This window comes from Streptomyces sp. NPDC035033, from assembly GCF_040636735.1.
Lineage (GTDB): Bacteria > Actinomycetota > Actinomycetes > Streptomycetales > Streptomycetaceae > Streptomyces.
Genome location: NZ_JBEZUZ010000008.1, coordinates 78255 through 101165 on the forward strand (window position 1 = coordinate 78255; position 22911 = coordinate 101165).

The window sequence follows — 22911 nt, forward strand, 5'->3', positions numbered from 1 at the left end:
ACCGCATGACCCCCTGAGGAGCGCACCACCCGTGCTGAACGGATTCAAGGACTTCATACTTCGCGGAAACGTCGTCTCGATGGCCATCGGCCTGGCCGTCGGCTCGGCGTTCACGGCCGTCGTCACCGGCTTCAGCAAGGCGTTCATCACCCCGCTCATCGGCCTCGCCACCGGCTCCGTCGGCGACTTCAGCGAAGCGAAGTTCAAGGTCGGCCAGACCGTCTTCCCCTACGGCCTCGCGATCGCCGCCACCATCGCCTTCCTCATCACCGCCCTGGTGCTCTACTTCCTCTTCGTCGTCCCCATGGCCAAGGTCCAGGCGAAGTTCGCCAGGGAGGAGGCCGCCGACCCGAAGTCCGAGAAGCGCGACTGCCCCCGCTGCTACGCCGAGATCCCCGCCATCGCCACCCGCTGCGCCCACTGCACCAGCGAGGTCGAGCCGCTCGCCGACGCCCTCGTCAAGGCGGGCCTGACCCCCGTCGCCGACAAGGTCCCCGCCGCCCGCTGATCACCCGTACGGCCCAGCCCCTCCCCGGTGCGGCCGGGGGAACCGCAGCCTCCCGCCTGGCGTTGACCAGTACGGGAGGGTCCACTGGAGGCGTGGACCACCAAGCAAAGGGTTCCCCTGCCGCACCACTTGGAGGGCGTACCGTGCACCGCCGGCACAACGGGCTGAGGACCGCCGTCCTCCTCGGAGGGCTCTCGGCCCTCATCATCGTCATCGGCAGCTTCTTCGGGCGCACGGGACTGATCGTCGGCCTCGTCGTCGCGATCGGCACCAACGCGTACGCGTACTGGAACAGCGACAAACTGGCACTGCGGGCCATGCGCGCCCGCCCCGTCAGCGAGTTCGAGGCCCCCGCCCTCTACCGGATGGTGCGGGAGCTCTCCACCCAGGCCCGCCAGCCGATGCCCCGCCTCTACATCTCGCCGACCCAGGCGCCCAACGCCTTCGCGACCGGCCGCAACCCGCGCAACGCCGCCGTCTGCTGCACCGAGGGCATCCTCGCCCTCCTCGACGAGCGCGAACTCCGCGGCGTCATCGGCCACGAACTCAGCCACGTCTACAACCGGGACATCCTCATCTCCTCGGTCGCCGGCGCGCTCGCCTCCGTCGTGATGTTCCTGGTCAACTTCGCCTGGCTCATCCCCGTCGGCCGCTCCGGCGACGACGAGGGCCCCGGCCTCCTCGGCTACCTGCTGATCCTGATCCTCGGCCCCGTCGCCGCCTCGATCATCCAGCTCGCCATCTCCCGCTCCCGGGAGTACGAGGCCGACGCCTCCGGCGCCCAGCTCACCGGCGACCCGCTCGCCCTCGCGAGCGCCCTCAGGAAGCTGGAGGCGGGCACCCAGCAGCTCCCGCTGCCGCCCGAGCCCCGGATCGAGACCGCGAGCCACATGATGATCGCCAACCCCTTCCGCCCGGGCAGGGGACTCTCCAAGATGTTCTCGACCCACCCGCCCATGGCCGAGCGCATCGCCCGGCTCGAAGAGATGGCAGGTCGCCGCCCGTGAAGACCGTTCTCAACGTCATATGGCTCGTCCTCTCCGGCTTCTGGCTGTTCCTCGGCTACCTCCTCGCCGGAGTGCTGCTCTGCGTCACGATCATCGGCATCCCCTTCGGCCTCGCCGCCTTCCGCATCGGCCTCTACGCCCTCTGGCCCTTCGGCCGCACCGTCGTCGACAAGCCCGGCGCCGGCGCCGCCTCCTGCGTCGGCAACGTCCTGTGGCTGATCCTCGCCGGCTGGTGGCTCGCCATCGGCCACGTCGTCACCGGCGTCGCGCTCTGCGTCACGATCATCGGCATCCCCCTCGGCCTCGCGAACTTCAAGCTCATCCCCGTCTCGCTGCTGCCGCTCGGCAAGGACATCGTCCCCACCGACCAGGCGTACGGCGGCCAGGGACACCCGCAGCAGACGTACGGCCGCCCCGGCTTCTGATCCGTGGACCGGCCCCGCTACGCCCTGCTCTCCGGCCTCCACGCCGTCGCCCTCTGCCGGGACGTCGACGGCCTCTACGGCGACCCCGTGCCGCCGCCCCGGCTCCGCCACGAGCTGCGCGGCTGCGAACCGCGCGGCGAGCTGGCCCGGGCCGTCACCCGGGCGATCGTCGAGGGCACGGCCCCGCTCGGCACCCTCGACGTCGAGACCCACGACGGCGCCTGGCGGCTCACCGCCGTCCGGGTCCTCGGCGCCCGCGGCGACGTCGTCACCGTCGAGTCCGCGGGCGCCCCGCACCGCCTGCGCGGGGCGTACGGGACGGTCCCCTGCGGCAACCTCGTCCGGGTCTCGCCCGAGCCCCCCGCGGAGCTCACCCACGGCGAGGTCACCTTCCTCGGCTGCTCCCCGCGCGGCGCGCTCCGCGACGCCCTCGCCGCCGGCGCGGAGCGGTTCGAGGCCGTCCGGTACCAGGTCCTGAACCGGGCGGCGGACCCCCAGCACGAGGCGGAGGCCGGCCGGGTCACCGCCGCCGGCGCCTCCCGCCACCACCACGGGCTCGTCGACCTGACCGTCGCCTTCCCCCGCGCCGGCCTCCTGCCGCACCGGCACCGCGAGGTCTGGGACCTCTTCCACGGGTACGACCCGCCGGCCGAACCCGGCACCTGGCGCCGCTTCACCGGCACCGCCCGCGCCGAGTGGCTCCGCCAGGCCGCCCGGCACGCCCACCGCCCCCCGCGCCCCGCCCCGGACACCGCGTACGAGCTCGACGGACGCGGGATCACGGACCAGGACGCCCTCCTCTGCGCCCTCGGCGAGGCCGTCCTCGGCCCCGGCCGCGCCTTCCCGCTCGGCTCCCCCCGCGCCCTCGGCGCCGAGCTGTCCGGCCGCACCCTGGTCTGGCGCCACGCCGGCACCGCCCGCGCCTGCCTCGGCGTCACCCCGCTCCTCGCCCGCCCCCGCCCCGCCACCTTCCGGGAATGGGTCGACGGACTCAGGGCCGAGGGCGTCCGGGTCGTCCTCGACTGACCGCGTACGCCACCACCCCGGCCGCCAGCACCCCCGTCCCGGCCAGCACCGACCCCAGCGGCAGCGCGCCGGCCAGCACCGCGCACCCGGCGAGCCCCGTCAGCGCGAGCGCCCGGTGCCGCGGGCCCAGCGTCCACGCCGAGGCGTTGGCGATCCCGTAGTAGACGAGGACGCCGAAGGACGAGAAGCCGATCGCGCCCCGCACGTCCGCCGTCGCCGCCACCACGGCCACCACCGCGCCCACCGCCGCCTCGGCCCGGTGCGGCACCCGGAACCGCGGGTGGACCGCGGCCAGGCCCCGGGGCAGGTACCCGTCCCGGGCCATCGCCAGCGTCGTCCGCGACACCCCGAGGATCAGCGAGAGCAGCGAGCCCAGCGCCGCCGCCGCCGCGCCCGCGGTCACCACCGGCACCAGCCAGGAGGCGCCCGCCGCCCGCACGGCGTCGGCGAGCGGCGCGGGGGAGTGGGCCAGGGCGAGCGGCCCGAGGGCCCGCAGGGCGCCCACCGCGACCAGCGCGTAGACGGCGAGCGCGAGCCCCAGCGCGAGCGGCACGGCCCGGGGGATCGTCCGGGCCGGATCGCGCACCTCCTCGCCGAGCGTGGCGATCCGCGCGTACCCCGCGAACGCGAAGAAGAGCAAACCAGCGGCCTGGAGCACCCCGCCCGCCGAGACCTCCCCGCCGAGCCCGGAGAGGCCGTCCGGGGCGCCCGCGAAGGTGGCCGCGACCACCGCCGCGAGCACCGCGAGGACCCCCGCCACGATCACCCGCGCGAACAGCGCCGACTTCTGGACCCCGCCGTAGTTCACGGCCGTCAGGGCGACCACGGCGGCCACCGCCGTGGCATGCGCGTGGCCGGGCCACAGATAGGCGCCCACGGTCAGCGCCATCGCCGCGCAGGAGGCCGTCTTGCCCACCACGAAGGCCCAGCCCGCCAGGTACCCCCAGAAGGGACCCAGCCGTTCGCGGCCGTACACGTAGGTGCCGCCGGACTCCGGGTACAGGGCGGCCAGCCGGGCCGAGGCCATCGCGTTGCAGTACGCCACGACGGCGGCGAGCCCGAGCGCCGCGAGCAGTCCCGCCGAGCTCCCGGCCGCGCCGGCGGCCGGCCCGAGGGCGGCGAAGATCCCGGCGCCGACCATGGCGCCGAGCCCGATGACGACGGCGTCGGGGACGCCGAGGGACCGGCGCAGTGGTGCGGTCACGATCGACCCGTCTCCCGCAGGGTGATGTTGAGCCGCCCGGCCAGCCCGAGCGACGGCTCGGCGGTCCCGGGGAACACCCTCGGCACCCCGTGATACGCCCACCGGGACTCCCCGCCGAACACGAAGAGGTCCCCGGAGCCCAGCGTCACGTCGGTCCACGGCCGCCCCCGGCTCTCGCCGTTGCCCAGCCGGAAAATACAGGTGTCGCCGAGGCTGAGCGACACCACGGGTGCCCCGGACCGCTCCTCCCTGTCCTGGTGCATGCCCATCCGGGCGCCGTCGCCGTAGAAGTTCACCAGCGCGGTGTCCGGCGCGAACCCGCCGTGCCCCCCGTACGCCTCCGCCACCGCCTCCCGCCCCAACGCGACCAGCCAGTCCGGCAGTTCGACGGCCACGGAGTCGAGGTACCGGTACGGCACCCACTGCCGGCCCAGGCACAGCGACCGCACCGACATCACGCCCCCGCCGGGCAGCACGGTCCGCCGGTACGCCAGCGGCCCGCGCCCGAACTCCCGGCAGGCCGCCACCAGTTCCCGCTGCCGTTCGAACGGCAGCCACCCCGGCACGTGCACCGCCCCGGGCGCGACCTCCGCCCGCTCGCGCGGGAACAGCCCCTCGGTCACGCGGGGGCTCCCTCCAGGTCCGCGAGGGCCCCCTCCAGGGCCAGCAGCGACCGCTTCCGGTCGAGCCCGGCCGCGTACCCCCGCAGGCTCCCGTCCGCGCCGACCACCCGGTGGCACGGCCGCACCACGAGCAGCGGATTGCGCCCGATCGCCGTGCCCACCGCCCGCACCCCGGCCCCGCCGGCCCCGACCCGCCGCCCGATCTCGCCGTAGCTGACGGTCTCCCCGTACGGGATCTCCTCCAGGGCCGCCCAGACCCGCCGCTGGAACTCCGTCCCGGCGTCCGCGGCCAGCGGCACCTCGAACCGCTCCCGCCGCCCGCCGAAGTACTCCTCCAGCTGCCGTACGACCTCGTCGAACGCCCCCTGGTCGCGGACCCAGCCGTCCCCGACCGCCACGGCCCCCTTCTGCCCCGGCAGCGAGAGCGACCGCAGCACGGCCCGGCCCCCCGCCGAGCGCCGCCCGGTCAGCAGCGTCTCGCCCAGGGGGCCGTCGGTGTACGCGTACACGGTGATGTCGTCCATGGCTCCAGTGTGCGAGCCCCGCCGGCCCTCGACCGGCGGCTTTCGGACACCGCCCTGGGGGCGCCGGAGGATCAGCGGTAGTTCACGAACTGGATCGCGAAGTCGAAGTCCTTCGACTTCAGCAGCGCCTGCACGGCCTGGAGGTCGTCCCGGCTCTTGGAGCTGACCCGCAGCTCGTCGCCCTGCACCTGCGCCTTGACGCCCTTGGGGCCCTCGTCGCGGATGGTCTTCGCGACCTTCTTGGCGTTCTCCTGCGAGATGCCCTCGGTCACCGACGCGAAGAGCTTGTACTCCTTGCCGGACAGCTGGGGCTCGCCCTCCACGTCCAGCGTCTTGAGCGAGATGCCCCGCTTGACCAGCTTGGTCTGGAAGATGTCGAGGATCGCCTTGACGCGCTCCTCGCCGTTCGCCTGCATCAGGATCTTCTCGCCCGACCAGGAGATCGAGGCGTTCGTGCCCTTGAAGTCGTAGCGCTGCGAGATCTCCTTCGCGGCCTGGTTGAGGGCGTTGTCGACCTCCTGCCGCTCGACCTTGGACACGATGTCGAAACTGGAGTCGGCCATGACTCGTGGCTCCTTGCTCGGATGCTGTGGGGTACCCCCAAAGCCTAGGGGGTGACCCGCCACCCGAACCGCTGATCAATCCGCTGATCAACCGGGTGGCGAACCACCCCCCGGGATCAGGTATTGTTTACGTCGTTGCCAGGGAGCACCGCCGAAAAGCGGGAAACCCGGGCGACGGATCCCATGGCGGTGTGCCCGAGTGGCCAATGGGAGCGGACTGTAAATCCGTCGGCTTAGCCTACCCAGGTTCGAATCCTGGCGCCGCCACGCGATACGAGAAGGTCCCCGGTGTTCGCACCGGGGACCTTCTTCGTTCTCCGGCGGCCCTCCGCGCCGGGCGGGTCAGTTGCCGGCCACGTCCTTCACCGCGACCGCGACCGGGACCGAGCCCCCGACCAGTTCCAGGGTCAGGCCGGCGGTGGCCGGGGTCTCCACCAGTTCGGCGAGGACCGCCGCCACGTCGTCGCGGGGGACCGGGCCGCGGCCCGTGGCGGCCTCCAGGCGGACCAGGCCGGTGCCGGCGTCGTCGGTGAGCATGCCGGGGCGCAGGACCGTCCACTCCAGGCCGGGGCGGGAGCGGATCGCGTCGTCCGCCGCGCCCTTCGCCCGCAGGTAGACGTCGAAGACCTCGTCGCCCGGACGGCGGGCGTCCGCGCCCATCGACGAGACGACGACGAAGCGCCGGACGCCCGCCCGCTCCGCCGCGTCCGCGAGGAGGACCGCCGCCCCGCGGTCCACCGTGTCCTTGCGGGCCGTCCCGCTGCCCGGGCCCGCGCCCGCCGCGAAGACGGCCGCGTCCGCGCCCCGCAGGACCTCCGCGACCTCCTCCACCGGCGCCGACTCCAGGTCCAGCACGACGGGCTCCGCGCCCGCCGCCCGCAGGTCCTCCGCCTGCTCCGGGCGGCGGATCAGCCCGACCGCCTCGTGTCCGCCCGCCGAGAGCAGCCGCTCCAGGCGCAGGGCGATCCGTCCGTGTCCTCCAGCGATGACGATGCGCATGTTCCGACCGTACGGCTCAGCGGGCCGCCGGGCCTCCCGGATCCGTCCGGGCCTGGCGCGGCAGGTCCAGCGTCGCCGCCGAGTCGCAGTACTCCCGCACCGCGCTCGTCCGCGCCACCACCCGCCCCCGGTGCACCACGATCCGGCTGTACGCGAGGGAGAGCGCCCCCGCGAGCCGCTCGCCCCGCACCGCCACCAGCTCCGCCGGGAAGCCCGCCTCCACCCGCACCTCCGGAAGCCCCATCGCCTCCCGGGCCCGGGCGCTCACCGCCCCGTACGCCTCCGCCGGGTCCAGGCCCTCCAGCGAGGCCAGCAGGAAGGCCGCCTCCAGCGGGTCCCCGCGCCCCACCGGGTTCGCCGCGTCCCGCAGCGCCCCGCCGCCCGCCGCGATCCGCACCCCCGCCGACCGCAGCAGCCGCACCGGCGCCGTGCCCCGCCGCTCCGTCCCCGCGCAGCCGCCCTGCGGCAGGCAGACCACCGTCACGCCCGCCGCCGCCAGCCGGTCCGCCGCCCGGCCCGCCACGCCCTCCGGCAGCCGGGACAGCCCCGCGCACGGGCCGAGCGCCACCCCGGGCCGCAGCCCGCCGGCCATCGCCGCGAAGCGGGCCAGGCGCGCCGGGTCGTCGCCGTCCGTGTGCAGGTCCACCGGCACCCCGTGCTCGGCCGCGACCTCCAGGACCGCCTCCACGTACCCCGCCGGGTCCGGGTCCAGGTCCGGGCGGCCGCCCACCACCCCGGCGCCCATCTTCACCGCGTCCCGCAGCATCGCCAGGCCGTCCGCGCCCGCCGCCCCGGTCAGCAGCCGGGGCACCGCCACCGCCGTGAGGTCCACCAGGCCGCGCAGCGAGCGCCGGGCCTGCAGGACGGCCTCCAGGGGGCCGAGGCCGTGCACGTCCCCGATCCGGACGTGGGCCCGCAGCGCGGTCGCCCCGTGCCCGAGCTGGAGCAGCGCGGCCTCGGTGGCCCGCCGCTGCACCTCCTCGGGGGCGTACGAGACCGGGCCCGGCCCCTCCGCGGAGAGCGCGGTGTCGGCGTGGGCGTGCGGCTCGGCCGGGGCCGGCAGCAGCAGGTGGCCGGCGAGGTCCACCCGGGCGCCGACCGTGCTGAGGCTCCCCGCGGTGCCGACGGCCTCGATCCGGCCCCGCACCAGCCGCACGTCCACGGTCCGCCCGTCGGTCAGCCGCGCGTTCGACAGCAGCAGCGAGCCGGGGTCCTCGGTCGCCGCCCCGCTCCCGCCGCCGTCGTCGTCGGAGGACTGTCGGGGCTGCTTGCTGTCGGCTGACATCGGTGCTCCTCCTGGCTCGCGGCTGGCTCGCCGACCGGCTCACCAAGATCGAGTTCACGCAGCGTGGGGCAGAGCCTAGGGGTGGGCGGGGCCGCCTTCGAGGAGGAGCGCAATAGTCGTACCGATGAGTCCACGAGTGGCGTACGGGGCGTGGCCAGGGGGCTTGTCGCGGGGAGCCCGCCGGGGGTCCGGGAAACGGATTTGGGTGATGGGCCGGAGACCGTGTAATGTCTTCCTCGCTCGCCCCAATAGCTCAGTCGGCAGAGCGTCTCCATGGTAAGGAGAAGGTCTACGGTTCGATTCCGTATTGGGGCTCTGGTGAGGGGAATCCCGCCTTCGGGCGGGGTTGCCACCATCAAAGCGGTGTAGCTCAGTCGGTAGAGCAAGCGGCTCATAATCGCTGTGTCACCGGTTCAAGTCCGGTCACCGCTACACACGGTAGCCGATTGTGGGGTCGGTCCTGCGATCGGCTACTCTTTCATGTCCCCTCCAAGCCTCTGGCTTGTAGGGGCACCCATTCCATCCATCCGTCCGTCAAGGAGCACTCACGTGGCTGCCACCGACGTCCGCCCGAAGATCACGCTGGCCTGCGTGGAGTGCAAGGAGCGGAACTACATCACCAAGAAGAACCGGCGCAACAACCCGGACCGTCTTGAGATGAAGAAGCACTGCCCCCGCTGCAACTCGCACACCGCGCACCGCGAGACGCGATAACCAGGCTCGTTCACGAGGCCGTCCCCGCCAGGGGACGGCCTCGTGGCGTTTGTCGACACGATCACACCTCGACAACAGATCCAGCAGGAGGTATCGAGTCCATGGCGCTCGACCAGTCCTTCGTGGGCCGGACCTATCCGCCCACCGCGCCCTACGAGGTCGGCCGCGAGAAGATCCGCGAATTCGCCGAGGCGATCGGTGACGCGAATCCCGCGTACACCGATCCCGAGGCGGCCAAGGAACTCGGCCACCTCGATGTGATCGCCCCGCCGACCTTCGTGTTCGCCATCACGTTCAAGGCCGCCGGTCAGGTCATCGAGGACCCCCAGCTCGGCCTCGACTACAGCCGCGTCGTCCACGGCGACCAGAAGTTCGCCTACACCCGGCCCGTCCGCGCCGGCGACCGCCTCTCGGTCACCTCCACCATCGAGGCGATCAAGTCGCTGGCCGGCAACGACATCCTGGACATCCGGGGCGAGGTCCACGACGAGTCCGGCGAGCACGTCGTCACCGCCTGGACCAAGCTCGTCTCCCGCGCCCCCGAGGAGGCCTGACCATGACCGCGAAGATCAGCTACGACGAGGTCGAGGTGGGCACCGAACTGCCCGCGCGGTCCTTCCCCGTGACCCGCGACACCCTCGTCCGGTACGCGGGCGCCTCCGGCGACTTCAACCCCATCCACTGGAACGAGAAGTTCGCCGTCGAGGTCGGGCTCCCCGACGTCATCGCCCACGGCATGTTCACCATGGCCGAGGCGATCCGCGTCGTGACCGACTGGGCCGGCGACCCCGCCTCCGTCGTCGAGTACGGCGTCCGCTTCACCAAGCCCGTCGTCGTCCCGAACGACGGCGTCGGCGCCGTGATCGAGGTCTCCGCGAAGGTCGGCGCCAAGCTGGACGACGGCCTCGTCCGGGTCGACCTGACGGCGACCAGCGCGGGCCAGAAGGTCCTGGGCATGTCGCGGGCCGTCGTACGGCTGGCCTGACGGTCGCGCGGGGTGCTCGCCCCGCCGGGTAAGTACCCTGGGCCCGTGCAGCAGCTCAAGGACGCCCCCCTCGCCCCCCTGACCACCTTCCGGCTCGGCGGCCCCGCCGCCCGGCTCGTCACGGCCACCACCGACGACGAGGTGATCGCCGCGATCCGGGAGGCGGAGGTCTCCAGGACGCCGCTGCTCGTCGTCGGCGGCGGCAGCAACCTCGTGATCAGCGACGAGGGCTTCGAGGGCACCGTCCTGCACATCGCCACCAAGGGCTTCGCCCTCGACGGGACCGCGCTGGAGGTGGCGGCCGGCGAGGTGTGGTCCGACGTCGTCGACCGGACCGTCGAGGCCGGGCTCGCCGGCATCGAGTGCCTGGCCGGCATCCCCGGCTCCGCCGGCGCCACGCCCGTCCAGAACGTCGGCGCCTACGGCCAGGACGTGGCCGAGACCATCACCGAGGTCGTCGTCTACGACACCCGGGACCACCGGACGCTCACGCTCACGAACGAGCAGTGCCGCTTCTCGTACCGGCACAGCGTCTTCAAGGAGCGGCCGGGCGAGTACGTCGTCCTCCGGGTCCGCTTCGCGCTGGAGGACGCGGACGGCATGTCGGCGCCCCTCGCGTACGAGCAGACCGCCCGCGCCCTCGGCGCCGGGATGGGCGAGCGCGTCCCGCTCGCCCACGCCCGGGACACCGTCCTGAAGCTCCGCGCGAGCAAGGGCATGGTCCTCGACCCCGAGGACCACGACACCTGGTCCGCCGGCTCCTTCTTCACCAACCCGATCCTCACCAACGAGGAGTTCGCGGCCTTCCGGGAGCGGGTGGCCGAGCGCCTCGGCGCGGACGTCCTCGCGCCGGCCTTCCCCGTCGGCACCTCCCACACCAAGACCTCCGCCGCCTGGCTCATCGACAAGGCCGGCTTCACCAAGGGGTACGGGACCGGGCCCGCCCGGATCTCCACCAAGCACACCCTCGCCCTCACCAACCGGGGCGAGGCCACCACCGAGGACCTCCTGGCCCTCGCCCGCGAGGTCGTCGCCGGCGTCCACGACGCCTTCGGCATCACCCTCGTCAACGAGCCCGTGACGGTCGGGGTCCAGCTCTAGGACGGGCTCCGGCCCCAGGACGGCCCGGTACGCGACGCCGAGGCCCCGCCGGGCCGCCGCCGGGCCGTCGACCGCACCCCGGTGGGGGCTCGGCCGGCTAGGCGGCCAGCCAGGCGTCGATCCCCGCCAGCAGCTCCTTGCGCACGCCCTCCGGCGCGGCCGAGCCCCGCACCGACTGGCGGGCCAGCTCCGCCAGCTCCCCGTCGGTGAAACCGTGGTGGCGGCGGGCGATCTCGTACTGGGCGGCCAGCCGGGAACCGAAGAGCAGCGGGTCGTCCGCGCCCAGCGCCATCGGGACGCCCGCCTCGAAGAGGGTCCGCAGCGGGACGTCCTCGTGCTTCTCGTAGACGCCCAGGGCGACGTTGGACGCCGGGCAGACCTCGCAGGTCACGCCCCGCTCCGCGAGCTTCCGCAGCAGCCGCTCGTCCTCCGCCGCCCGCACGCCGTGCCCGACGCGGGCCGCCCGCAGGTCGTCCAGGCAGTCGCGGACGGAGGCGGGGCCGGTCAGCTCGCCGCCGTGCGGGGCCGCGAGGAGGCCGCCGTCGCGGGCGATCGCGAAGGCCCGGTCGAAGTCGCGGGCCATGCCCCGGCGCTCGTCGTTGGAGAGCCCGAAGCCCACCACCCCCCGGTCGGCGTACCGCACCGCGAGCCGGGCCAGCGTGCGCGCCTCCAGCGGGTGCTTCATGCGGTTCGCCGCGACCAGCACCCGCATCCCGAGGCCGGTCTCCCGGGAGGCCGCGTCGACCGCGTCCAGGATGATCTCCAGGGCTGGGATGAGGCCGCCCAGGTGCGGCGCGTACGACGTCGGGTCGACCTGGATCTCCAGCCACCCCGAGCCGTCCCGCACGTCCTCCTGCGCCGCCTCCCGCACCAGCCGCTGGATGTCCTCGGGGGAGCGCAGGCAGGAGCGGGCGATGTCGTACAGCCGCTGGAAGCGGAACCAGCCGCGCTCGTCGGTCGCCCGCAGCTGCGGGGGCGTACCGCTCTTCAGCGCCTCCGGCAGGTGCACCCCGTACTTGTCGGCCAGTTCGAGGAGGGTCGAGGGCCGCATCGAACCGGTGAAGTGCAGGTGCAGGTGGGCCTTGGGCAACAGGGTGAGATCGCGGGGGTGCTCCATCGCCCGATCCTGCCTTACCCGAACGGCGGTATGCACGGCGATTCCCCGATCGATACCCGCCCGAACGCAAAAACGGGCCCCGGTTCCGGGGGAACCGGGGCCCGTCCCGTCACGACGGCGTCAGTCGCGGGCCTCGGCCAGCAGCTTCTGGATCCGGGACACGCCCTCCACCAGGTCCTCGTCGCCGAGCGCGTACGACAGGCGCAGGTAGCCGGGGGTGCCGAAGGCCTCGCCCGGGACGACCGCGACCTCGGCCTCGTCGAGGATCAGCGCGGCCAGCTCGACGGAGCTCTGCGGGCGCTTGCCGCGGATCTCCTTGCCGATCAGCGCCTTCACCGACGGGTACGCGTAGAACGCGCCCTCCGGGGTCGGGCAGTAGACGCCCTCGATCTCGTTGAGCATCCGCACGATGGTCTGGCGGCGGCGGTCGAAGGCGGTGCGCATCTCCGCGACCGCGTCCAGGTTCCCCGAGACGGCGGCCAGCGCGGCGACCTGGGCCACGTTGGAGACGTTGGAGGTGGCGTGCGACTGGAGGTTGGTCGCGGCCTTCACGACGTCCTTCGGGCCCACGATCCACCCGACGCGCCAGCCGGTCATGGCGTACGTCTTGGCGACGCCGTTGACCACGATGCACTTGTCGCGCAGCTCGGGCACGATCGCCGGCAGCGAGGTGAACTTCGCGTCGCCGTAGACCAGGTGCTCGTAGATCTCGTCGGTGAGGACCCACAGGCCGTGCTCGACGGCCCAGCGGCCGATCGCCTCGGCGTCGGCCTCGCTGTAGACGGCGCCGGTCGGGTTCGACGGGGAGACGAAGAGGACGACCTTGGTCCGCTCCGTGCGGGCCGCCTCCAGCTGCTCCACCGACACGCGGTAGCCGGTGGTCTCGTCGGCCACGACCTCCACCGGGACGCCGCCGGCGAGGCGGATCGACTCCGGGTAGGTGGTCCAGTACGGGGCCGGGACGATGACCTCGTCGCCCGGGTCGAGGATCGCGGCGAACGCCTCGTAGATCGCCTGCTTGCCGCCGTTGGTCACCAGGACCTGGGAGGCGTCGATCTCGTAGCCGGAGTCGCGGAGCGTCTTGGCGGCGATCGCGGCCTTCAGCTCGGGCAGGCCGCCGGCCGGCGTGTAGCGGTGGTACTTCGGGTTCTTGCAGGCCTCGACGGCCGCTTCGACGATGTAGTCCGGGGTCGGGAAGTCGGGCTCACCGGCGCCGAAACCGATCACCGGGCGCCCGGCGGCCTTGAGGGCCTTGGCCTTGGCGTCGACGGCGAGGGTGGCGGACTCGGAGATCGCACCGATCCGGGCGGAGACCCGACGCTCGGTGGGAGGGGTAGCAGCGCTCATACGGCCATCGTCCCAGACCGTTTCCCGGCCCGGCACACAGGTTTCAGGGAGCGGACAGGAGCGGTCGATACCGGTCGTGGAGCGGTCCGCGGGCCGCTCGGAGGAGGGGCGCGGGCAGGTCGGCGCGGTTCCTGTTCGACGTGAGGCCCCAAGACCACGTACACTCACTCCTCGTTGGCCCGCACCGACCGCATCCACGATGAGGTAGGTTGGGGACGCCACGAAGGGTCGTAGCTCAATTGGTAGAGCACCGGTCTCCAAAACCGGCGGTTGGGGGTTCAAGTCCCTCCGGCCCTGCTACACACACCGCCAGGTTGTGTGCGCATGTACGTCTTCATTGCACCGCCGTGCGGCTCCACCCGGGCGCGGCACGGCCACGACCCGGAATCAGGTGAGAGATCGTGACGGACGCCGTTGGCTCCATCGACATGCCTGATGCCGAAGACGCGTCCGAGTCGAAGAAGAAGGGCCGCAAGGGCGGCAAGCGCGGGAAGAAGGGCCCCCTGGGCCGTCTCGCCGTCTTCTACCGGCAGATCATCGCCGAGCTCCGCAAGGTCGTCTGGCCCACGCGTAGTCAGCTCACCTCGTACACCACGGTCGTCATCGTCTTCGTGGTCGTGATGATCGGCCTCGTGACCGTGATTGACTTGGGCTTCCAGGAAGCAGTCAAGTACGTCTTCGGCTGACTTTTTGTTCCACCCCATCTGTATCGCAGGAAGAAGCAGCCACCGTGTCTGACGCGAACCTGAACGACGCCTTCGAGTCCGAGTCCGTCGAGGACGAGCTGGACATCGTCGAGGCCGCAGACGAGGACGAGGCTGCGGACGCCGCGGCGGACGAGGCCGCCGAGGAGGCGGCCCTCCGGGCCGAGGAAGCCGAGGACGAGGACGAGGACGACGCGTCCGAGCCCGCCGACGAGGACGAGGCCGACGAGGTCGAGGAGACCGACGAGGCGGACGACGTCGAGGCCGAGGCCGAGGAGACCGAGGAGGAGGCCGAGCCGGCCGCCCCGGTCGACCCCGTCGCCGCGCTCCGCGAGGAGCTGCGCACCCTGCCCGGCGAGTGGTACGTCATCCACACCTACGCGGGCTACGAGAAGCGCGTGAAGGCCAACCTGGAGCAGCGCGCCGTCTCGCTCAACGTCGAGGACTTCATCTACCAGGCCGAGGTGCCCGAGGAAGAGATCGTCCAGATCAAGGGCGGCGAGCGGAAGAACGTCAAGCAGAACAAGCTCCCCGGCTACGTCCTCGTCCGCATGGACCTGACGAACGAGTCCTGGGGCGTCGTCCGCAACACCCCCGGCGTCACCGGCTTCGTGGGCAACGCCTACGACCCGTACCCGCTGACCCTGGACGAGATCGTCAAGATGCTCGCCCCGGAGGCCGAGGAGAAGGCCGCCCGCGAGGCCGCCGAGGCCGAGGGCAAGCCGGCTCCGGCCCGCAAGCTGGAGATCCAGGTCCTCGACTTCGAGGTCGGCGACTCGGTCACCGTCACCGACGGCCCCTTCGCCACCCTCCAGGCCACGATCAACGAGATCAACCCCGACTCGAAGAAGGTCAAGGGCCTCGTCGAGATCTTCGGTCGCGAGACCCCGGTCGAGCTCAGCTTCGACCAGATCCAGAAGAACTGATCTTCCGCGGGTCGTTCGCAGGGATCGTTCCCGAGTTTCCGGACAGGTCAGAGGGGCTGTTGCAGCCGCTCTGACCTGCTCGGTTTTTGGACGCGCAGCTATACCCGTTATCGTTGTGCGGTATGCCTCCATCCGGATGGTCGGATGGATCGGCTGAAAACTCTCACTAGGACCCGGAGAGAGCAATGCCTCCCAAGAAGAAGAAGGTCACGGGGCTTATCAAGCTCCAGATCAACGCCGGTGCGGCGAACCCGGCCCCGCCGGTCGGCCCCGCGCTCGGTCAGCACGGCGTCAACATCATGGAGTTCTGCAAGGCCTACAACGCGGCGACCGAGTCGCAGCGTGGCTGGGTGATCCCGGTGGAGATCACGGTCTACGAGGACCGTTCCTTCACCTTCATCACCAAGACTCCGCCGGCCGCGAAGATGATCCTCAAGGCCGCGGGCGTGGAGAAGGGCTCCGGCGAGCCGCACAAGACCAAGGTCGCCAAGATCACCGAGGCGCAGGTCCGCGAGATCGCCACCACCAAGATGCCCGACCTCAACGCGAACGACCTGGACGCCGCCGCGAAGATCATCGCCGGCACCGCCCGTTCCATGGGCATCACGGTCGAGGGCTGATCACCCCCCTCGTGACCTCAGTGGTAGGACCAGCGCTCGGTCCGCACCACGACTCCACACCTGAAACAACACAGGAGCAGCAGTGAAGCGCAGCAAGTCCCTCCGCGCTGCGGACGCCAAGGTCGACCGGGAGAAGCTCTACGCCCCGCTCGAGGCCGTCCGTCTCGCCAAGGAGACCTCCACCACGAAGTTCGACGGCACCGTCGAGGTCGCCTTCCGCCTGGGTGTCGACCCGCGCAAGGCCGACCAGATGGTCCGTGGCACCGTGAACCTCCCGCACGGCACCGGCAAGACCGCCCGGGTCCTGGTCTTCGCGACCGGTGAGCGTGCCGAGGCCGCGGTCGCCGCGGGCGCCGACATCGTCGGCTCCGACGAGCTGATCGACGAGATCGCCAAGGGCAACCGCCTCAACGAGTTCGACGCCGTGGTCGCCACCCCGGACCTCATGGGCAAGGTCGGCCGCCTCGGCCGCGTGCTCGGTCCGCGTGGTCTCATGCCGAACCCGAAGACCGGCACCGTCACCCCCGACGTCGCCAAGGCCGTCAACGACATCAAGGGCGGCAAGATCGAGTTCCGCGTCGACAAGCACTCGAACCTGCACTTCATCATCGGCAAGACGTCCTTCGACGACACGCAGCTGGTGGAGAACTACGGCGCGGCCCTGGAGGAGATCCTCCGTCTGAAGCCGTCCGCCGCCAAGGGCCGCTACATCAAGAAGGCCGCCATCAGCACCACGATGGGCCCCGGCATCCCGGTCGACTCGAACCGCACCCGCAACCTCCTCGTCGAGGAGGACCCGGCCGCGGTCTGAGCCCTCTCGGCTCGGTAGCAGTCAGTCCTGAAGCCGCCCCCCGTTCCTCTCCGGAGGAACGGGGGGCGGCTTTATATGCGTCTCCTCCTGTCGTAGGCCCGGTATACGGTTCATGCGAACACGAAGACGAAGATCAAGGGGTGGGGAACACCGATGAGCAAGTCCACCTGGAAGCGCGCGGGCGTCGCGCTCACCGCCGCAGCCCTCACGGCGGGCCTCGCCGCCTGTGGCGACAAGGGCGCGGCCACCAAGGCCGGTGACCCGGCCGACGTCACGCAGGCCCTCACGGCGGCGTACGAGAAGACGTCGGCCGCCAAGGCCGCCAAGGTCAAGATGACCATGAAGATGGAGGGCACGGGCCCCGACACCGGCACCATGGAGATGTCCGGCGTCCAGGGCTGGGACCCCGCCTTCATGGACTACACCGTGAAGGGCTCCATGCTGAGCGCGGGCGACCCGGACGCCCCCGAGCAGATGCGCATGGTGATGCTCGACAACGTCATCTACATGGACATGGGCGAGAAGCAGGCCGCCGAGATGGACGGCAAGCGCTGGATGAAGCTGGACCTCAAGGCCGCGGCCGAGGCGTCCGGTGACAAGAACGTCCAGAAGCAGATGACCGGCAGCCTGGACCAGATGAACCAGGACCCGGCCCAGCAGCTCGCCCTCCTCCTGGACTCCCCGGACCTCAAGCACGTCGGTGCCGAGAAGGTCAACGGCATGGAGACCCAGCACTACAAGGGCACGCTCACCTTCGAGCAGATGCTGAAGGCCAACAAGGCGTCGGAGCTCCTCTCCAAGGAGGACCACGACAAGCTCGTGGAGAACATGAAGAAGTCGAAGCTCAAGGGCTACGACACCGAGGTCTGGGTCAACGAGGACGGCTACCCGGCCCGCATGGACATCGCCATGAAGATGCCCGAGGGCTCCATCGAGATCCGCGCCGACTACAGCGACTACGGCACCAAGGCCACCGTCCAGGCCCCGCCGGCCGAGGACACCGCCGACCTCTTCAAGATGCTCGAGGAGGCCGGGAAGGCCATGGAGGGCATGGAGGACGCCGAGGGCGCTCAGGGCTGATTTGCCCCTGACGCCCGACGTCACGTACTCTTCCACAGAAGCCAAAGACCGCTGGTCGTCGCTGTGCCCGTCAGGGCGCGGTGGCCGAAGGATTCGCTGAGAGATGCGAGCGACCCGCGCAGGTGACTGTGGAAGAGTTCCCGCACCGGATCCGTCCGGTTCGGTCGAGCTGAGCCCCGTGCGCCTGCGCCCGGGGCGTTTTCGTTTGTTCAGCCCCTTCTGAGCGGTCCTCATCACCCGGAAGGAGGCTGACGCACTATGCCGACGCCCAACAAGGCTGCATCGGTGGCCGAGCTCACGGACGCGTTCCAGAGCTCCAACGCCGCGGTGCTGACCGAGTACCGGGGTCTCACCGTCGCGCAGCTCAAGACGCTGCGTCGCGCTCTCGGTGAGAACGCCCAGTACGCCGTGGTGAAGAACACGCTGACCAAGATTGCGGCCAACCAGGCTGGGATCACCTCGCTGGACGACCAGTTCAATGGTCCGACGGCGGTCGCCTTCGTCACCGGTGACCCGGTGGAGTCGGCGAAGGCTCTGCGTGACTTCGCCAAGGAGAACCCGAACCTCATCATCAAGGCCGGTGTCCTTGACGGTAAGGCTCTCTCCGCCGACGACATCAAGAAGCTTGCGGACCTCGAGTCCCGCGAGGTTCTGCTCAGCAAGCTGGCCGGCGCCTTCAAGGGCAAGCAGTCTCAGGCTGCCTCGCTCTTCCAGGCTCTGCCGTCGAAGCTCGTCCGCACCGTGGACGCGCTGCGCGCCAAGCAGGCCGAGCAGGGCGGTGCCGAGTAATTCGGCTCGCGCAATGATCCGACGCGCCCTTCCGGCGCGGCGGGTCGCAGCGGGCCGTCAGTACGCCCGCCTCACATGAACATCCGGCACCTGCCGAATTAGTGGAAGGATCGCCCATCATGGCGAAGCTCTCTCAGGAAGACCTGCTCGCGCAGTTCGAGGAGATGACCCTCATCGAGCTCTCCGAGTTCGTGAAGGCGTTCGAGGAGAAGTTCGACGTCACCGCCGCCGCGGCCGCCCCGGTCGTCGTCGCGGGTGGCGCTGCCGGCGGCGACGCCGCTGGTGCGGTCGAGGAGAAGGACGAGTTCGACGTCATCCTCACCGGCGCCGGTGACAAGAAGATCCAGGTCATCAAGGTCGTGCGCGAGCTGACCTCCCTGGGTCTGAAGGAGGCCAAGGACCTCGTCGACGGCACCCCGAAGCCGGTCCTCGAGAAGGTTGCCAAGGACGCCGCTGACAAGGCCAAGGAGGCCCTCGAGGGCGCCGGCGCCTCCGTCGAGGTCAAGTAAGACCTCGTCGCGCGTAGCGACTCTTTGCCGCTGAGCGTGTAACGCTCGCGGTCCGAAAGGCGATCATCCATCTGGGTGGTCGCCTTTCGGTGTTCCCGGGACCCGCGTGGCGGGGGTCGTCCGGGCCTCCGGAAGCGGAGTATGGTGATCTTCGCCGTGCGCCGGACGCAGGCGGGGGCCTTGACGAACGGCACGCCGCGCGCAATTCTCAGGACGCGTCGTCACAACGATCCGTTTCCGAGGCATGGATCGACGACCGAACGGGCAGTATCGAGGTGCGCCGCACGGCGCGAGTACCGCGGAGTTGAGAACAACGAGGGTCGCGCACAACTCGCCCTGGACATCAGTGAGCCAAGTGGCTACACTGACCCTTTGCGCTGCCTGTTAGCTGCCCCCTGCCCGTCACCAGGGGCATACTCTCGCATCTGCATCGTGGGCCGAACGCCCCTGACCTGGCCTTTCAGCCGTTTCAGGAGATTCCGCCCCCGTCGCTCCGTGAGGGACCGGTACGCGCGCAGTGAGTCCGAGCCCTCGGAAGGACCCCCTCTTGGCCGCCTCGCGCAACGCCTCGACCCATACGAACAACGGCGCCAGCACCGCCCCGCTGCGCATCTCCTTTGCAAAGATCAAGGAGCCCCTCGAGGTTCCGAACCTCCTCGCGCTGCAGACCGAGAGCTTTGACTGGCTGCTCGGCAACGCCGCCTGGAAGGCTCGCGTCGAGGCTGCCCTTGAGTCGGGACAGGACGTCCCCACGAAGTCCGGTCTGGAGGAGATCTTCGAGGAGATCTCCCCGATCGAGGACTTCTCCGGGTCGATGTCGCTGACCTTCCGCGACCACCGCTTCGAGCCGCCGAAGAACTCCATCGACGAGTGCAAGGACCGTGACTTCACGTACGGCGCCCCGCTCTTCGTCACGGCCGAGTTCACCAACAACGAGACCGGCGAGATCAAGTCCCAGACGGTCTTCATGGGCGACTTCCCGCTCATGACCAACAAGGGCACCTTCGTCATCAACGGCACCGAGCGTGTCGTCGTCTCGCAGCTCGTCCGCTCGCCGGGCGTCTACTTCGACTCCTCCATCGACAAGACGTCCGACAAGGACATCTTCTCCGCCAAGATCATCCCGTCCCGGGGTGCCTGGCTGGAGATGGAGATCGACAAGCGCGACCTCGTCGGCGTCCGCATCGACCGCAAGCGCAAGCAGTCGGTCACCGTCCTCCTGAAGGCCCTCGGCTGGACCACCGAGCAGATCCTCCAGGAGTTCGGCGAGTACGAGTCCATGCGCGCCACCCTGGAGAAGGACCACACCCAGGGCCAGGACGACGCGCTGCTCGACATCTACCGCAAGCTCCGTCCGGGCGAGCCGCCGACCCGCGAGGCCGCGCAGACCCTGCTGGAGAACCTGTACTTCAACCCGAAGCGCTACGACCTGGCCAAGGTCGGCCGCTACAAGGTCAACAAGAAGCTGGGCGCCGACGCCCCGCTGGACGCCGGGATCCTGACCGTCGAGGACATCATCGCGACGATCAAGTACCTGGTGAAGCTGCACGCCGGCGAGACCGAGACCGTCGGTGACAGCGGCGCGACGATCGTCGTCGAGACCGACGACATCGACCACTTCGGCAACCGCCGCCTGCGCAACGTCGGCGAGCTCATCCAGAACCAGGTCCGTACGGGTCTCGCCCGTATGGAGCGCGTCGTGCGCGAGCGCATGACCACCCAGGACGTCGAGGCGATCACGCCGCAGACCCTGATCAACATCCGGCCGGTCGTCGCCTCCATCAAGGAGTTCTTCGGCACCAGCCAGCTGTCCCAGTTCATGGACCAGAACAACCCGCTCTCGGGTCTGACGCACAAGCGTCGTCTGTCCGCGCTGGGCCCCGGCGGTCTCTCCCGTGAGCGGGCCGGCTTCGAGGTCCGAGACGTGCACCCGTCCCACTACGGACGCATGTGCCCGATCGAGACCCCCGAAGGCCCGAACATCGGTCTGATCGGTTCGCTCGCCTCGTACGGTCGCGTCAACGCGTTCGGCTTCATCGAGACCCCGTACCGCAAGGTCGTCGACGGCCGGGTCACCGACGAGGTCGACTACGTCACCGCCGACGAGGAGGACCGGTTCGTCATCGCGCAGGCCAACGCCGCGCTCGACGACGAGCTCCGCTTCACCGAGAACCGCGTCCTCGTCCGCAAGCGTGGCGGCGAGGTCGACTACGTCGAGCCCGCCGACGTGGACTACATGGACGTCTCGCCGCGCCAGATGGTGTCGGTCGCGACCGCCATGATCCCCTTCCTGGAGCACGACGACGCCAACCGCGCCCTCATGGGCGCGAACATGATGCGCCAGGCCGTCCCGCTCATCAAGGCGGAGGCCCCGCTCGTCGGCACCGGCATGGAGTACCGCTGCGCCACCGACGCCGGCGACGTCCTCAAGGCCGAGAAGTCCGGCGTCATCCAGGAGCTGTCGGCCGACTACATCACGGTCGCCAACGACGACGGCACGTACAACACGTACCGCCTGCACAAGTTCTCCCGGTCCAACCAGGGCACCTCGGTCAACCAGAAGGTCGTCGTCGCCGAGGGCGACCACGTCATCGAGGGCCAGGTCCTCGCCGACGGTCCGGCCACCGAGAACGGCGAGATGGCGCTGGGCAAGAACCTGCTCGTCGCGTTCATGCCGTGGGAGGGCCACAACTACGAGGACGCGATCATCCTGTCGCAGCGCCTCGTCCAGGACGACGTCCTCTCCTCGATCCACATCGAGGAGCACGAGGTCGACGCCCGTGACACCAAGCTCGGCCCCGAGGAGATCACCCGGGACATCCCGAACGTCTCCGAGGAGGTCCTCGCCGACCTCGACGAGCGCGGCATCATCCGCATCGGTGCCGAGGTCGTCGCCGGCGACATCCTGGTCGGCAAGGTCACCCCGAAGGGTGAGACCGAGCTGACCCCGGAGGAGCGCCTGCTCCGCGCGATCTTCGGTGAGAAGGCCCGTGAGGTCCGTGACACCTCGCTGAAGGTCCCGCACGGCGAGACCGGCAAGGTCATCGGCGTCCGCGTCTTCGACCGCGAGGAGGGCGACGAGCTTCCCCCGGGCGTGAACCAGCTGGTCCGCGTCTACGTCGCCCAGAAGCGCAAGATCACCGACGGTGACAAGCTCGCCGGCCGCCACGGCAACAAGGGCGTCATCTCCAAGATCCTCCCGATCGAGGACATGCCCTTCCTGGAGGACGGCACCCCGGTCGACATCATCCTCAACCCGCTGGGCGTCCCGTCCCGAATGAACCCGGGACAGGTCCTGGAGATCCACCTCGGCTGGCTCGCCAGCCGCGGCTGGGACGTCTCCGGCCTCGCGGACGAGTGGGCGCAGCGCCTCCAGGCGATCGGCGCCGACCAGGTCGCCCCCGGCACCAACGTCGCCACCCCGGTCTTCGACGGTGCGCGCGAGGACGAGCTCGCGGGTCTGCTCCAGCACACCATCCCGAACCGCGACGGCGAGCGCATGGTGCTCCCGACCGGCAAGGCGCGCCTGTTCGACGGCCGCTCCGGCGAGCCGTTCCCGGACCCGATCTCCGTCGGGTACATGTACATCCTCAAGCTCCACCACCTGGTCGACGACAAGCTGCACGCCCGCTCGACCGGCCCGTACTCGATGATCACCCAGCAGCCGCTGGGTGGTAAGGCCCAGTTCGGTGGTCAGCGCTTCGGTGAGATGGAGGTGTGGGCGCTGGAGGCTTACGGCGCCGCCTACGCCCTCCAGGAGCTGCTGACGATCAAGTCCGACGACGTGACCGGCCGCGTGAAGGTCTACGAGGCCATCGTCAAGGGCGAGAACATCCCTGAGCCCGGCATCCCCGAGTCCTTCAAGGTCCTCATCAAGGAGATGCAGTCCCTGTGCCTCAACGTGGAGGTGCTGTCCTCGGACGGCATGTCCATCGAGATGCGCGACACCGACGAGGACGTCTTCCGCGCAGCGGAGGAGCTCGGCATCGACCTGTCCCGGCGCGAGCCGAGCAGCGTCGAAGAGGTCTGACGGGAGTTCCGGCG

At 70.7% G+C, this 22911-nt stretch carries 24 protein-coding genes and 4 tRNA genes; 20 read left to right on the plus strand and 8 right to left on the minus strand.

The window, feature by feature from the left end:
* The first annotated feature begins 31 nt into the window (after positions 1-31).
* The 4 genes from mscL (at position 32) to AB0E83_RS05925 (ending at position 2966) form a co-directional block, all read left to right on the plus strand.
* Positions 32-508 (plus strand): large conductance mechanosensitive channel protein MscL, encoded by a 477-nt coding sequence (gene mscL, locus AB0E83_RS05910; RefSeq protein WP_362106496.1) that lies wholly within the window; start codon positions 32-34, stop codon positions 506-508.
* A gap of 143 nt (positions 509-651) precedes the next feature.
* On the plus strand, positions 652-1515 hold the full coding sequence (gene htpX, locus AB0E83_RS05915) for a zinc metalloprotease HtpX (RefSeq protein ID WP_362106499.1): 864 nt from the start codon (positions 652-654) through the stop codon (positions 1513-1515).
* Positions 1512-1940, plus strand: coding sequence for a YccF domain-containing protein (locus AB0E83_RS05920; protein ID WP_362106502.1), 429 nt, complete (start codon positions 1512-1514; stop codon positions 1938-1940). Before htpX ends, AB0E83_RS05920 begins: the two co-directional genes overlap by 4 nt.
* A 3-nt stretch (positions 1941-1943) precedes the next feature.
* A complete protein-coding gene (locus AB0E83_RS05925; protein ID WP_362106505.1) occupies positions 1944-2966 on the plus strand; it encodes a hypothetical protein in 1023 nt (340 codons plus the stop codon).
* Here the strand turns inward: AB0E83_RS05925 and AB0E83_RS05930 are convergent.
* The 4 genes from AB0E83_RS05930 to AB0E83_RS05945 all read right to left on the minus strand — a co-directional run bounded on the left by AB0E83_RS05930 (position 2932) and on the right by AB0E83_RS05945 (position 5880).
* Positions 2932-4170: an APC family permease gene (locus AB0E83_RS05930; RefSeq protein ID WP_362106507.1), complete on the minus strand. Its 1239-nt coding sequence runs from the start codon at positions 4168-4170 to the stop codon at positions 2932-2934. The genes AB0E83_RS05925 and AB0E83_RS05930 overlap by 35 nt on opposite strands.
* A complete protein-coding gene (locus AB0E83_RS05935) occupies positions 4167-4793 on the minus strand; it encodes an alpha-ketoglutarate-dependent dioxygenase AlkB (RefSeq protein WP_362106510.1) in 627 nt (208 codons plus the stop codon). The genes AB0E83_RS05930 and AB0E83_RS05935 overlap by 4 nt, the downstream gene beginning before the upstream one ends.
* The gene (locus AB0E83_RS05940; protein WP_362106513.1) at positions 4790-5317 is read right to left on the minus strand and encodes a methylated-DNA--[protein]-cysteine S-methyltransferase; all 528 of its coding nucleotides are present in this window, start codon (positions 5315-5317) and stop codon (positions 4790-4792) included. The genes AB0E83_RS05935 and AB0E83_RS05940 overlap by 4 nt, the downstream gene beginning before the upstream one ends.
* Before the next feature lie 71 nt (positions 5318-5388).
* The gene (locus AB0E83_RS05945; RefSeq protein WP_282694335.1) at positions 5389-5880 is read right to left on the minus strand and encodes a YajQ family cyclic di-GMP-binding protein; all 492 of its coding nucleotides are present in this window, start codon (positions 5878-5880) and stop codon (positions 5389-5391) included.
* A 185-nt stretch (positions 5881-6065) separates the two neighbouring features.
* Here AB0E83_RS05945 and AB0E83_RS05950 point away from each other — a divergent pair.
* A tRNA-Tyr gene (locus AB0E83_RS05950) sits at positions 6066-6147 on the plus strand.
* Between the two features lie 75 nt (positions 6148-6222).
* Here the strand turns inward: AB0E83_RS05950 and AB0E83_RS05955 are convergent.
* Both AB0E83_RS05955 and AB0E83_RS05960 read right to left on the minus strand, forming a co-directional pair.
* On the minus strand, positions 6223-6879 hold the full coding sequence (locus AB0E83_RS05955; RefSeq protein WP_362106516.1) for an SDR family oxidoreductase: 657 nt from the start codon (positions 6877-6879) through the stop codon (positions 6223-6225).
* Positions 6880-6895: 16 nt separating this feature from the next.
* Entirely contained in the window at positions 6896-8164 is a 1269-nt protein-coding gene (locus AB0E83_RS05960) for an amidohydrolase family protein (RefSeq protein WP_362106519.1), read from the minus strand.
* Between the two features lie 242 nt (positions 8165-8406).
* Here AB0E83_RS05960 and AB0E83_RS05965 point away from each other — a divergent pair.
* The 6 genes from AB0E83_RS05965 to AB0E83_RS05990 all read left to right on the plus strand — a co-directional run bounded on the left by AB0E83_RS05965 (position 8407) and on the right by AB0E83_RS05990 (position 10964).
* Positions 8407-8479 (plus strand) — tRNA-Thr (locus AB0E83_RS05965).
* A 44-nt stretch (positions 8480-8523) separates the two neighbouring features.
* Positions 8524-8596: transfer RNA gene (locus tag AB0E83_RS05970), tRNA-Met, on the plus strand.
* A gap of 117 nt (positions 8597-8713) precedes the next feature.
* Positions 8714-8878 carry a 50S ribosomal protein L33 gene (rpmG, locus tag AB0E83_RS05975; protein ID WP_003956487.1) on the plus strand — a complete coding sequence of 55 codons (165 nt, stop codon included), beginning with the start codon at positions 8714-8716 and terminating at the stop codon, positions 8876-8878.
* Positions 8879-8979: 101 nt separating this feature from the next.
* Positions 8980-9432 carry a MaoC family dehydratase N-terminal domain-containing protein gene (locus AB0E83_RS05980; protein ID WP_362106522.1) on the plus strand — a complete coding sequence of 151 codons (453 nt, stop codon included), beginning with the start codon at positions 8980-8982 and terminating at the stop codon, positions 9430-9432.
* A gap of 2 nt (positions 9433-9434) precedes the next feature.
* On the plus strand, positions 9435-9863 hold the full coding sequence (locus AB0E83_RS05985) for a MaoC family dehydratase (protein WP_362106525.1): 429 nt from the start codon (positions 9435-9437) through the stop codon (positions 9861-9863).
* Between the two features lie 45 nt (positions 9864-9908).
* Complete coding sequence (locus AB0E83_RS05990) at positions 9909-10964, plus strand: UDP-N-acetylmuramate dehydrogenase (protein ID WP_362106528.1); 1056 nt, start codon at positions 9909-9911, stop codon at positions 10962-10964.
* Positions 10965-11061: 97 nt separating this feature from the next.
* Here AB0E83_RS05990 and AB0E83_RS05995 read toward each other — a convergent pair whose 3' ends face one another.
* Both AB0E83_RS05995 and AB0E83_RS06000 read right to left on the minus strand, forming a co-directional pair.
* Positions 11062-12081, minus strand: coding sequence for an adenosine deaminase (locus AB0E83_RS05995; RefSeq protein ID WP_362106531.1), 1020 nt, complete (start codon positions 12079-12081; stop codon positions 11062-11064).
* A 120-nt stretch (positions 12082-12201) separates the two neighbouring features.
* Complete coding sequence (locus AB0E83_RS06000; RefSeq protein WP_362106534.1) at positions 12202-13428, minus strand: pyridoxal phosphate-dependent aminotransferase; 1227 nt, start codon at positions 13426-13428, stop codon at positions 12202-12204.
* Positions 13429-13652: 224 nt separating this feature from the next.
* On the opposite strand from AB0E83_RS06000, the gene AB0E83_RS06005 reads away from it, so the two are divergent.
* From AB0E83_RS06005 to rpoB, 9 genes are all read left to right on the plus strand, one after another.
* Positions 13653-13725, plus strand: a tRNA-Trp gene (locus AB0E83_RS06005).
* A gap of 104 nt (positions 13726-13829) precedes the next feature.
* Entirely contained in the window at positions 13830-14114 is a 285-nt protein-coding gene (gene secE, locus AB0E83_RS06010) for a preprotein translocase subunit SecE (RefSeq protein ID WP_362106537.1), read from the plus strand.
* Between the two features lie 44 nt (positions 14115-14158).
* Positions 14159-15058: a transcription termination/antitermination protein NusG gene (nusG, locus tag AB0E83_RS06015; protein ID WP_362106540.1), complete on the plus strand. Its 900-nt coding sequence runs from the start codon at positions 14159-14161 to the stop codon at positions 15056-15058.
* Positions 15059-15243: 185 nt separating this feature from the next.
* Positions 15244-15678, plus strand: coding sequence for a 50S ribosomal protein L11 (rplK, locus tag AB0E83_RS06020; RefSeq protein ID WP_128980827.1), 435 nt, complete (start codon positions 15244-15246; stop codon positions 15676-15678).
* Positions 15679-15760: 82 nt separating this feature from the next.
* Positions 15761-16489, plus strand: a complete 729-nt coding sequence (rplA, locus tag AB0E83_RS06025) for a 50S ribosomal protein L1 (RefSeq protein WP_031009362.1) — start codon at positions 15761-15763, stop codon at positions 16487-16489.
* A gap of 153 nt (positions 16490-16642) precedes the next feature.
* Complete coding sequence (locus tag AB0E83_RS06030; protein WP_362106545.1) at positions 16643-17569, plus strand: hypothetical protein; 927 nt, start codon at positions 16643-16645, stop codon at positions 17567-17569.
* A 258-nt stretch (positions 17570-17827) separates the two neighbouring features.
* Complete coding sequence (rplJ, locus tag AB0E83_RS06035) at positions 17828-18358, plus strand: 50S ribosomal protein L10 (RefSeq protein WP_362106548.1); 531 nt, start codon at positions 17828-17830, stop codon at positions 18356-18358.
* Positions 18359-18477: 119 nt separating this feature from the next.
* Complete coding sequence (gene rplL / locus AB0E83_RS06040) at positions 18478-18867, plus strand: 50S ribosomal protein L7/L12 (RefSeq protein ID WP_362106551.1); 390 nt, start codon at positions 18478-18480, stop codon at positions 18865-18867.
* Positions 18868-19414: 547 nt separating this feature from the next.
* Positions 19415-22897, plus strand: a complete 3483-nt coding sequence (gene rpoB / locus AB0E83_RS06045) for a DNA-directed RNA polymerase subunit beta (RefSeq protein WP_362106554.1) — start codon at positions 19415-19417, stop codon at positions 22895-22897.
* Positions 22898-22911: the final 14 nt, after the last annotated feature.

What these genes read in the sequence shown, in the direction of transcription:
- AB0E83_RS05940 (WP_362106513.1), bottom strand. Translation starts at nt 5,317, where the DNA reads ATGGACGACATCACCGTGTACGCGTACACCGACGGCCCCCTGGGCGAG.
- AB0E83_RS05945 (WP_282694335.1), bottom strand. Translation starts at nt 5,880, where the DNA reads ATGGCCGACTCCAGTTTCGACATCGTGTCCAAGGTCGAGCGGCAGGAG.
- AB0E83_RS05955 (WP_362106516.1), bottom strand. Translation starts at nt 6,879, where the DNA reads ATGCGCATCGTCATCGCTGGAGGACACGGACGGATCGCCCTGCGCCTG.
- AB0E83_RS05960 (WP_362106519.1), bottom strand. Translation starts at nt 8,164, where the DNA reads ATGTCAGCCGACAGCAAGCAGCCCCGACAGTCCTCCGACGACGACGGC.
- AB0E83_RS05980 (WP_362106522.1), top strand. Translation starts at nt 8,980, where the DNA reads ATGGCGCTCGACCAGTCCTTCGTGGGCCGGACCTATCCGCCCACCGCG.
- AB0E83_RS05985 (WP_362106525.1), top strand. Translation starts at nt 9,435, where the DNA reads ATGACCGCGAAGATCAGCTACGACGAGGTCGAGGTGGGCACCGAACTG.
- AB0E83_RS05995 (WP_362106531.1), bottom strand. Translation starts at nt 12,081, where the DNA reads ATGGAGCACCCCCGCGATCTCACCCTGTTGCCCAAGGCCCACCTGCAC.
- AB0E83_RS06000 (WP_362106534.1), bottom strand. Translation starts at nt 13,428, where the DNA reads ATGAGCGCTGCTACCCCTCCCACCGAGCGTCGGGTCTCCGCCCGGATC.
- rplK (WP_128980827.1), top strand. Translation starts at nt 15,244, where the DNA reads ATGCCTCCCAAGAAGAAGAAGGTCACGGGGCTTATCAAGCTCCAGATC.
- AB0E83_RS06030 (WP_362106545.1), top strand. Translation starts at nt 16,643, where the DNA reads ATGAGCAAGTCCACCTGGAAGCGCGCGGGCGTCGCGCTCACCGCCGCA.
- rplJ (WP_362106548.1), top strand. Translation starts at nt 17,828, where the DNA reads ATGCCGACGCCCAACAAGGCTGCATCGGTGGCCGAGCTCACGGACGCG.
- rplL (WP_362106551.1), top strand. Translation starts at nt 18,478, where the DNA reads ATGGCGAAGCTCTCTCAGGAAGACCTGCTCGCGCAGTTCGAGGAGATG.